The organism is Pseudomonas sp. TE3899 (genome assembly GCF_056279105.1).
Genome location: NZ_JBWBQR010000001.1, coordinates 438,738 through 450,065, shown reverse-complemented (window position 1 = coordinate 450,065; position 11,328 = coordinate 438,738). Strand labels below are relative to the sequence as shown.

Sequence of the window (11,328 nt, the reverse complement as noted above, 5' to 3'; positions counted from 1 at the left end):
CCTCTCAAGAAATCAGTTTTTCCAGATCATCGAGGGATAGACGTTTGAGGGCCTCCAGGGATTTAGCCAATTCGTCCTGAACCGGCGATAAATCGACGCGCAATGCCTCGATACGGTTGCAGAACGCGTGCAGCGTGTCCGCTTCGAACAGTTCCTTGAGCGCCACTTTGTCGCCCAGGCGTTCCTTGATCCGGGTGACCACCAGGGTCGCCAGCAACGAATGCCCGCCCAACTGGAAGAAATTGTCTGTCAACCCGACCTGCTCGACTTCAAGGACTTCCTGCCAGATCGTTGCCACTTCCCATTGCAGCTGCGTGTGCGGCGCTTCGTAGCGTTGCCGGGCCGGGCTGCCGCCCAGCGCCATCAGGGCCTTGCGGTCCAGCTTGCCATTGGGGGTCAGCGGCACGGCGTCGATAATGTGCAGATGTGCTGGCACCATGTGCGCCGGCAAACGACTGATCAACGCCGCCCGCAAGCGCTCTGCCAGCCAGTGCGAATCCGCGACCGGTTGCACCGCCACGACATAGGCGTGCAAGTGTTTGCCGGCAACGCCGTCCTCGGCCAGGACCACCGCTTCGCGGACCTCTGCCAGCTCCAGCAGTCGCGCTTCGATTTCACTCAACTCGATGCGAAAGCCGCGGATCTTCACCTGATGGTCGGCACGGCCGATGTACTCGATCTGCCCGTCCGCCCCCTGGCGCACCAGATCGCCGGTGCGGTACAGGCGCTCGCCGTTGCTGGAGAACGGGTCTGGCACGAAGCGTTCAGCGGTCAGCCCCGCCCGCATCAGGTAGCCTCGGGTCACGCCGGCACCGGCCAGGTACAACTCGGCGGCGACCCCGGCCGGCAGCACGTGCAACTGACTGTCGAGCAGGTAGGCCACGGTGTTTTCCAGCGGCCGGCCGATGTTCGCCTGGCCCTGGGGTGTGCGCAGGGTGAAGGTCGAGTAAGTGGTGTCCTCGGAAGGCCCATACAAGTCGTAGACTTGCTTGACCGACGTGGTCGCGTACAGCGTGTCCACCAGCGTTTGCTTGAGCGGTTCACCCGCCAGATTGATGGTGCCGACCGAGGCCGGAATCTGCCCGGAGCGCTGCAACGCGGCGATCGCCGACGGCACAGTGTTGATCAGCGTGACCCGTTCGCGGGCCGGCAAATCCGCCAGCGCCAGGGCATTGTCAGCCAGCACCATGCAACCGCCGCACGCCAGGGTGACAAAGATTTCCCAGACCGACAGGTCGAAGCAAATCGAGGTCGAGGCCAGCACGCCGAGCAATTGCTCATCGCGGTACACACCCGCAGACCACTGGATCAGCGCCCCCAGGTTGCCGTGGGTAATCGCCACGCCCTTGGGCTTGCCGGTGGAACCGGAGGTGTAGATGACATAGGCGAGGTTGTGCGCCGAAAGGCTGATCGACGGCGCGGTGGACGGGTAGTCGCCGAGCCAGTCGCTGCGCTCCTCGACCACCAGTACCTGCGCGCTCAACGCCGCGGGCAACAGCGCCTGGGCCACCGCCTCGGTCAGCAGCACGGCCGCGCAACTGTCGTCGAGCATGTGCAGCAAGCGCTCCTGCGGGTACTCCGGGTCCAGCGGCACATAAGCGCCACCGGCCTTGAGGATCGCGAGCAAGCCGACCAGCATGTCCGGCGTACGGCGCATGCACACGCCGACCCGCACTTCCGGTCCGACACCCAGCGCTTGCAGCTTGTGCGCCAGGCGATTGGCCCGGGTATCGAGCTGCTGATAATCGATCTGCTGCTCGGCAAACAGAATCGCCGTCGCTTGCGGTTGCCGTTGAACCTGCGCGTCGATCCGCTCAAGCACCGTGCGCGAATCCAGCGCCGTGGTGTCAGCCCGACCCCATTCGAGCGCGGCCTGCCGTTGCGCTTCGTCCAGCAGGTGCAAGGCACCCAGCGGCTGCGTGGGATCGGCGAGGAACTGCGTCATCAGGCTTTCGAGTTGCGCGGTCAGGCCGACGATGCTGGCCTGATCGAAACAGGCCTGGTCGAAACTCAACCCCAGGCTCAGCTCACGGCCGGTGACGGCCACCAAAGTCAGCGGGTAGTGGGTCTGCTCCTGACGCTGGATGGCCGAGAACACCAGGCCCGAGGCCGGCGCCTGCTCCAGGGCTTCGGCCATCGGGTAGTTCTCGAACACCAGGATGCTGTCGAACAGTGAGCCCGCGCCCAAGCCAGCCCGGCGCTGGATTTCATAGAGCGGCGTATGTTCGTGCTCGCGCAGGGCCAGGTTGAGGCTTTGCACCTGCTGCAACCATTGACCTACCGACAACTCGGCGGACGGTGCGGCCACCACCGGCAAGGTATTGATGAACAAGCCGATCTGTTGCTCGACCCCGGGCAAATCGGTCGGGCGACCGGCCACGGTCGCGCCGAAGGCCACGGTGTCCTGCCCGGTGTAGCGTTGCAACAGCACCAGCCAGGCCGCTTGCATCAGCGTGTTGAGCGTGACTTTCTGCTCACGGGCAAAGCGGTTCAGCTCAACCGTCAGTTGCTCGCCGAACACATGCTGATGTTCGGCATAGCCGCTGCCCGGCTGCTGACGCGGCGGCATGGCGCTGGCCAGTCGGGTCGGCTCTTCGAGGCTGGCCAGCGCCGTGCGCCAGAAGTCACGACTGGCCTGTTGGTCGCGTTGCCCCAGCCATTCGATGTAGTCGCGATAACGCCCGGCGCTAGCGGTCGGGGTCATGCCGGCATAGCGTTGCAGCACTTCGCCGAACAGCTGCGAGGTGCTCCAGCCGTCCATCAAAATGTGATGGCTGGTGTAGATCAGGTGATGCACCGACTCACCGGTCTGCACCAATTGCACGCGCAACAGCGGCGCCTTGCTCAGGTCGAAACCGCGCGCCAGGTCTTCCTGTGCCAAGGCGTCCAGCGCGGTGTCGAGGTCGGTACGCGCGCGCCAGTCTTGCACGCGCCACGGCATCTGCGCCGTTTGGCAAACCACCTGCACGGCTGCGGCGGCGTCTTCAGGCCAGACAAACACTGTGCGCAGAATCTCGTGGGCGTCGACGGTCTGCTGCCAGGCCTGCTGAAAGCGCCCGGCGTCCAGCTGCCGCACATCGACCCGCAACTGATTGGTGTACGCCGGGCCGTCCGGTTCGTTGATGCTGTGGAACAGGATGCCCTGCTGCATCGGCGACAACGGATAGAGATCAATGATCTCCCGCGCCGGTACCGGCAAGGCCGAGAGTTGCGCCGGGGTCAGGGTTACCAGGCTGAAGTCCGACGGCGTGACGCCGGCCTGTTCGGTGTCGCAGCAATGCTCGATCAGCCGCTCCAGCTCAAGGCGATAGGCATCAGCCAGGGCTTGAATGGTTTGCGGGCGGAACATGCCCTCGCCGAACGTCCAGGTCAGTTCCAGCTCGGCGCCATACACCTGACCGTCGATGCTCAGCCAGTTGGCCAGCGGCGCATCCGGGTCCTGATTGGCCCCGGTGCTCTCCCCGCTCGGGAGGAACAACGCGCCATCAGCGGCACTGAACGAACCGTCGAACTGGCCCAGGTAGTTGAAAGTCACCCGTGGTTGCACCCACGGGGTCAGCGGCTGATCCGGAGTCAGGTAAAGCAGCACGCCGTAGCCAATGCCTTTGCCCGGCACGGCGCGCAGTTGTTCCTTGATCGCACACAGCGACGCACCGGGCTCGGCCTCTGGCGTCAACCGCACCGGGAACAGGCTGCTGAACCAGCCGACCGTGCGACTCAAGTCCAGATCGTCGAACAGGTCTTCACGACCATGTCCTTCAAGCTGGATCAGCACCGAGGACTGCTCACTCCAGTCACACAGCACCCGCGCCAGGGCCGTGAGCAACAAGTCGTTGATCTGCGTGCGGTAGGCGGCGGGCGCGACTTTGAGCAGTTTGTGGGTCAGGGCCTTGCTCAGTCGCGAAGTCGCCCTGGCCGCCTGACGCTGAACCTGAGCCTGCGCAGTCAGCGGGAAGTCCCGAGGCAGTTGCGCCTCGACGCCGTCCAGGGTGTTGATCCAGTAATCACGTTCGCCAGCCAGGGTTTCACTGCGGCCGAACTGATGCAGGTGTTCGGCCCAGCTCTGCAGCGAACTGCTCTTGCCCGGCAGGGCCGGCGCCCTGCCCGCCGCCAGCGCGGTATACGCCTGCTGCACATCTTCCAGCAGGACCCGCCAGGACACGCCGTCCACCACCAGGTGATGGATAACCAGCAGCAAACGCTGCGCACCGTCCGGCAGGTTCACCAGCACCGCTCGCACCAGACGGCCCTGTTGCAGATTGAGACTGCGCTGGGCTTCGTCCGCCAGCGCCGGCAACTGCGCCAGGTCACTCAGCTCGCGCACCCACAAGACCTCAGGGTCGCGCTCGGTCTGGAACATCGCTTGCCAGCGATCGCCACAGGCCTGGAAGTTGAGGGTCAAGGCATCGTGATGTTCGATCACGGCCAGTAACGCCTTGTGCAGATGGCCGGCATTGAGGGGCGCTTGTGGTTGCAACATCACGGACTGGTTCCAGTGATGTCGCTTGGCAATGTCCATCTCGAAGAATCGCGCCTGGATCGGCAGCAACGCCAACGTGCCACTGATCTGTTGCGGGGTGGTCAGCGCCGGCTTGGTTTCGATCAGCTTGGCCACCGCCGCCAACAGGCCAATGGTCTGCTTTTCGAACAACTGCTTGGGGCTCAACTTGATTCCCTGGCGCTTGGCCCGGGCAATGATTTGCAGGCTCAGGATCGAGTCACCGCCCAGTTCGAAGAAATTGTCGGTGCTGCCGACGCGCTCAAGCTTGAGCACCTCGGCCCAGATCGCGGCCAGTTTCTCTTCGATTTCACCCACCGGCGCCACAAAGTGCTGCGTGACCACCCCGGGCACCGGCAAGGCACGCTTGTCGAGCTTGCCGTTGGCCGTGAGGGGCAGGTGCTCCAGAAGCACCATCTGCGCCGGCACCAGGTAGTCCGGCAGGCAAGCTTGCAACTGCTGACGCAGGCCATCGATTTGCAGGGTCATACCCGCCGCAGCGACGCAATAGGCGACCAGTTGCAGCCGCGATTCATCGCCGTCCAGCGGCAAGGCCAGCACCGCCGCCTCGCTGACGCCGGCCAGCCCGAGCAACACCCGGGCGACTTCGGCGGGTTCCACACGGTAGCCACGGACCTTGACCTGATCGTCGGCGCGGCCGATGAATTCCATCGCCTGCTGGCGATTACGGCGCACCCGGTCACCGCTGCGATACAACCGCGCACCGGCCGGGCCAAAGGGGTCCGGCACGAAGCGTTCAGCGGTCAGGCCTGGCTGCCCGAGGTAACCCAGGGCCACGCTGTCGCCACCGATGTACAACTCGCCCGCGACCTTGTCGGCGACAGCATTCAACACGTCGTCCAGCACGTAGGCCTGAGCGCCCGGCAATGGCCGGCCGACCGGCACGCCCCGGGCGCTCGGGTCGAGGTCGACGACTTCGTGAGTCAACACCCCGACCGTGGTTTCGCTGGGGCCGTAGTGGTTGATGAAACGGCATTGCGGCTTGAGTTGGCGCACCCGCTCCAGCAACGCTGGCGAGCAGGCTTCGCCGCCTACGATCAGCGCATGTTCGGGCAAGACATCGGCTGGCCGCGAAGCCTGCAACAGCGCCGCCAAATGCCCCGGCACGATTTTCAGCACGCCCACGCGGTGTTCGCTCATGTACTCGGCAAAGCGGTCCGGATCAAAGCCCAGTTCTTCCGGCAACACATGCAGCAGGCGCCCCGAACACAAGGCGCCGAACAGCACGGTAAAGCCCAGGTCAGCGGCGATGGTGGAGACCAACGCCATGCTCGCGTCCGGCGCCAGGGCCAGCCGTTCCAGCGCGCCACGCACATAACTGGCGAGCGCACCGTGACTGACCAGCACGCCTTTCGGTTGCCCGGTGGAGCCGGACGTGTGAATCACATAGGCCGGCGACTCCGCCGACAGCGTCAACGCAGGGCTCGATGCAGGCTGGTCCTGCCAGTGCGACGGGGCAAAGGCCAGGCCCTGGCAACCGGCGACCGCCAGGCGGGTGACGCGCTCATCTCCGTCAGCGCACAACAACACCGCTGCCTGCGCGCCTTCCAGCATCTGCTGCAAACGCGCCGCCGGGGCCTTGATGTCCAGCGGCATGTACACCGCCCCCGCCTTGAAAATGGCGAGGACGCTGATCAGCCAGTCCAGCGAGCGCTCCATCAGCACCGCCACCGGTTGAGCATCGCGCACGCCTTGCGCACGCAAATAATGCGCGAGGCGATTGGCCGCTTGATCCAGCGCCTGAAAACTCAGGGCCTGCTGCAAATCCCGTGCGGCCAGCGCCTCGGGTTGCCGCGCCACTTCGCGCTCCCAGTGCTGCAACACTTGCAATGCCGACGTCTGCGACGGTTCGGCCAGCGCCAATGCGCCAGTCGCAATGCTGTGCAGCGGCGCTTGCGGGGCCTTCAACAGTTCGTCGAACAGGCTGAGCAGCGCCGGTATAAAGCCTTCAATGGTCGAGCGCTGGTAGAGGTCGCTGGCGTAGGTCATTTGCCCGTGGATCAGCGCGCCATCGTCGGTGATGTCCAACGCCAGGTCGAAATGCGTGCCTTCCTTGTCCAGCGTGTATTCGGCAACGCTCAGGCCCGGCAGGTCCATCGAGCGTTGTTTCTGCATGCCGACGTTCTGGTTGAACTTGGCCTGGAACAACGGGTTGTGGCCGAGGGTGCGCTCGGCCACCAACTCGTCGACCAACTGCTCGAACGGCAGTTCCTGATGCGCCTGGGCACCGAACGAAGCCTCGCGCATCTGTGCCAGCAGATCATTGAAACTGCCACGCTCATCCACCTGGCAACGCAGTACCTGGGTGTTGACGAAGAAGCCGATCAGCCCTTCGACTTCGGCGCGACCGCGGTTGGCGTTGGGCACGCCGACGCGGATATCGCGCTCCCCGGCCTGACGCGACAGAAACAGCGAAAACCCGGCCAGCACCAGCATGAACAGACTGGTGCCCCGAGCCCGGGCGAACGCATTGAGCTGGCGCGACAGCCCAGTGCCGAAATCAAAGCTCAGGGTCTGACCCTCAAAGCTTTGGGTCAGTGGCCGGTCGAAGTCCGCCGCCACCGCCAACAACGGATGCTCTTCACCCAACTGCTGGCGCCAGTAATCGAGTTGACGCTCGCCTTCGCCGGCCTCCAGCCAGCGACGTTGCCAGATGGCGTAGTCGGCGTACTGCAGGGTCAGCGCCGGCAGTTGCGGCTCGCGCTCCAGGCAAAACGCCTGATAGCACTGCACGAACTCCTTGACCATCACGTCCATCGACCAGCCATCGGAGACGATGTGATGCATGCTCACCACCAGCACCCACTCGTCCTCGGCCAGGCAAAACAGGCTCGCGCGCAGCAAGGGGCCGTGGCGCAAATCGAACGGCTGCGCCGTGACCGTGCGCACCCGTAGCGCCAGTTCGGCTTCGCGCTCTTGCGGGGCAATACCCGAGAGGTCGATGCGTTCCAGCGGCACCTGTTGCTGATCAAGGATCACCTGACGCGGCTGATCACCGTCGGTATGGAACACCGTACGCAGCACTTCATGCCGCGCCACCAGGTGATCGAACGAACGCAGCAACGCCGGCTCATTCAATTGCCCGCGCAAGCGCAGGCCGGCAGCCATGTTGTAAGCAGCGCTGTGGGGCTCCAGTTGCCAGAGAAACAGCAAGCGTTGCTGGGCGAACGACAGCGGGATCAGCGGGTTGTCGTGACGGCTGACCGGCAGCGGCAACAGGCTGAAATCCTTGCCGTCCTCACGCAATTTGGCCAGAAACTGCCGACGCTGCTCCAGCGGCAAACCGACGAACCTTTTAGCGATGCGTTCCGCCATAGTGCCGCTCATGCTTCTACTCCTTCCAAAGAACTCATGAACTGGTCCATGTCCGACCAGTCGTTATCCGCCGCACTGCCCGCCAACTGCGCCACGGTCAGGGCCAGATCACCCAGCACGGGTTTTTCGAACAGGTTGCGCAGCGGCAGAATCACGCCCAACTGGTTTTTGATCCGGCCGATCACTTGCGCGGCCAGCAGCGAATGACCGCCCAACTCAAAAAAGTGATCGTTGACCCCCGACCTGGGGTACTTGCAGCACGTCCATCCAGATGTTCGCCAGGCACACCTCGGTGTCGGTTTGCGGGGCGCGATAGGCGACCTGCAATTGACTGGCGTGCGGCGCCGGCAAGGCCTTGCGATCCAGCTTGCCGCTGGGGGTCAGGGGCAAATGCGGCAACAGCAGCAGATGGCCGGGGACCATGTAGTCCGGCAGGCTGGCTTGCAACGCAGTGCGGGTTTGCTGACGGAACAGCGCCTGCTCGGCCACGCTGTCGAGCACCGATTCCTCGGGAACCAGATAGGCCACCAGTTGCAGGCCTCCGGTCAGCGGCAACGCCAGCACCACCGCCTCGCGAACCCCCGGACATTGCTGCAGGCGCGATTCGATCTCGCCCAGCTCAATGCGGAAGCCGCGAATCTTCACTTGGTGGTCCACCCGTCCGATGTATTCCAGCGCGCCATCCACCCGCAGGCGAGCGCGGTCGCCGGTGCGGTACAGGCGCTCGCCGGTGGCGAACGGGTCGGCGATAAAGCGCTCGGCGCTGAGGGTCGGCTGCCGGTGATAACCGCGCGCCAGCCCTGGGCCGCCGATGTACAACTCGCCCACCGCGCCTTGAGGCAGCAGATTCAAATCGTCGTCGAGCACGTACACCCGACGTTGCGCCAGACCGTGGCCAATCGGAATCCCGCGCCACGACACGGCTTGCGGCGTCAGCGCGGTGCAATCGTGAATGGTCGAGACCACCGTGGCCTCGGTCGGGCCGTAGGTATTGAGCAAGCGCACATGGCCCAGCCCGGCCAGTTGCCACAGGCGCAGGCCGTCCACCGCCATGGCTTCGCCGCCGACATGGATCTGGCGCAAGGCACCGAAGTGCGCCGGCGGATTGGCTGCGTAGTCCTGCACCAGCCAATGCCAGTACGCCGCAGGCAAGTCGGCCAGGGTCACGCCGTGTTCGAGAATGACCTGATGCAACGTCGCGCTGTCCCACAACCGTGAGTCGCGCAAGACCACGCAAGCGCCATGGCACAGCGCCGGGAAGAATTGCTCGACGAATCCGTCGAAGCTGCTGGTTGCGAACTGCAACACCCGGTCACCTTCGCGCAGGCCGCTGTAGTCGATGGCCCGCTCGATGAACTCGCTCAGCGCACCATGACTGATCGCCACGCCTTTCGGGCGTCCGGTGGAGCCGGAGGTGTAGATCACGTAGGCAAGGTTCTGCGGATCGACCGCCACGCTCAGATTGTCCTGGGCCGCGTTGGTCGGCAAACGGTCCACGCACAGGCACTCGATGCCATTGAGCGGCGGCAGGCTCGGCAGCCATTCGCTGTCGGTCAGCAGCAGTTTCAGCCCGCTGTCGTCGAGCACATGGCGCAGGCGCTCGGCCGGGGTCTGCGGGTCCAGCGGCACGTAGGCGCCGCCGGCCTTGAGCACCGCCAGCAGCGCGACGGCCAGCTCCAGCGAACGACCGAGCGCCACGCCAACCAAGACGTCGGGGCCGACACCCTGGGCGCACAACTGATGGGCCAGGCGATTGCTGCGGGTATTGAGTTCGGCGTAGTTGAGCGAGGGCGCATGATCGTGCGCAAGGATCAACGCCGCCGCGTCCGGGGTGCGCGCGACGTGCGCTTCGAACACCTGTTGGAAGCAGGCGATGCGGGCCGGGGCCTCGCTGGCCTGGATCAAACCGTCGTGCTCGGCTTCGGCCAGCATCGACAATTCGCCCAGCGGCTGCTGCGGGTCGCGGCACACCGCCGCCAACAGGTTGTGCCAATGCCCGGCCAGCGCGGCGATGGTCGATGGGTCGAAGATGTCGGTGGCGTAGGTAAACGCCGCAAACAACTGCTCGCCCTCCTCCCGGGTATCGAGCATCAGGTCGCTGGTCGCCGCATGCTGACGACCGCAGCCCGCCAGTTGCGCTTCGCTCAGGTAACCGACCTGCAAACCGCAGTCGAGTCGCACATCCTGTAAATCGGTGACCAGCGGTTGGTGATTGAACATCACCTGGAACAGTGGGTTATGGCTCTGGCTGCGGGCCGGTTGCAGGGCCTCGATCAACGCGTCGAACGGCAATTCCTGATGGGCCTGGGCGCCGAGGGCTGACTGGCGCAGGCTCTGCAGCAGGTCGGTAAAACGGGTTTGCGCCGTGACCTCGCTGCGCAGGATCTGGGTGTTGACGAAGAAGCCGATCAGGCCTTCGGTTTCACTGCGGGTGCGGTTGGCGATCAGGCCGCCGACGCGGATGTCGGTCTGGCCGCTGTAGCGGTGCAGCAAGGTCTTGAACGCTGCCAGCAGGACCACGAACAGCGTGACACCCTGGCGCTGCGCGAGGTTTTTCAAGTCCTGGCGCAACGCCGCGTCGATGACTTTTTCCAGGCGTGCGCCCTGGTGGCTGGACTGGGCCGGATAGGCGCGATCCGTCGGCAATTCGAGGATCGGGTGTTCGGCGCCCAACTGTGTGCGCCAATAGTCGAGCTGGCGCTCACGCTCGCCGGCCTCCAGCCAACTGCGCTGCCACAGGGCGTAGTCGCGATAGTGCACGGTCAGCGCCGGCAATGTCGGCTGCTGGCCGGCGACAAGAGCGTCGTAGGTCTTCATGAACTCGTCGATGAGGATGTTCATCGACCAGCCATCGGCAATGATGTGATGCAGCGTCAACAGCAGCACGTGCTGCTGCTCGGCCAGGCGCAACAGGCGCAGGCTCAGCAACGGGCCTTGTTGCAGGTCGAACGCCTGGGTGGCTTCGGCCATCATGTGCTGTTGCGCACGGGACCAGCGCTGTTCTTCGGGGACCGCACTCAGGTCGGTGACCGCCAGGGTCAGCTCCTTGGGTTCAGCCACGCGCTGGAAGGCACGCTCGCCCTCCTGACCGAAGGTCGTGCGCAGGCACTCATGCCGCGCCACCAGAAGACTGAACGCACGCTCCAGCGCCTTGGGCTGCAACGGGCCATCGAGGCGCACCGCCATCGGCAGGTTGTAGGCCGCGCTGTGGGGGTCCAGTTGCCAAAGAAACCACATGCGCTGCTGGGCATAGGAAAGACCGTCGCGCTCGGCGGCGCCGACACAGGCCGTCATGGGAAGCTGAGCAAAATCGATGCCTTCGCGGGCCATGCCGGCGAGGAACAAGCGGCGCTTGTCCTGTGGCAACTCGATAAAACGGCGGGCTAGTTTCTGTGCATCTGCGGCATTCATGCGTGGGGTCCTTGCTGATCGGCGGCGTGACCAGGAGGCCCGGTCGTATCAACAAGAACGAATGACAAACGTGATGATTTAGC

At 64.6% G+C, this 11,328-nt stretch carries 1 protein-coding gene and 1 pseudogene; both read right to left on the bottom strand.

Features of this window, described 5'->3' with window-relative positions; all coding sequences use genetic code 11:
• Window positions 1–4 precede the first annotated feature (4 nt).
• Entirely contained in the window at window positions 5–7,846 is a 7,842-nt protein-coding gene (locus ACZ89E_RS02080; protein WP_476254733.1) for an amino acid adenylation domain-containing protein, read from the bottom strand.
• Window positions 7,843–11,245, bottom strand: a pseudogene (locus tag ACZ89E_RS02075) (amino acid adenylation domain-containing protein). Before ACZ89E_RS02075 ends, ACZ89E_RS02080 begins: the two are co-directional and overlap by 4 nt.
• Window positions 11,246–11,328: the final 83 nt, after the last annotated feature.

Bases quoted from the DNA above. Each gene is read 5' to 3' on its own strand.
- ACZ89E_RS02080 (WP_476254733.1), bottom strand. From the start codon at position 7,846: ATGAGCGGCACTATGGCGGAACGCATCGCTAAAAGGTTCGTCGGTTTG.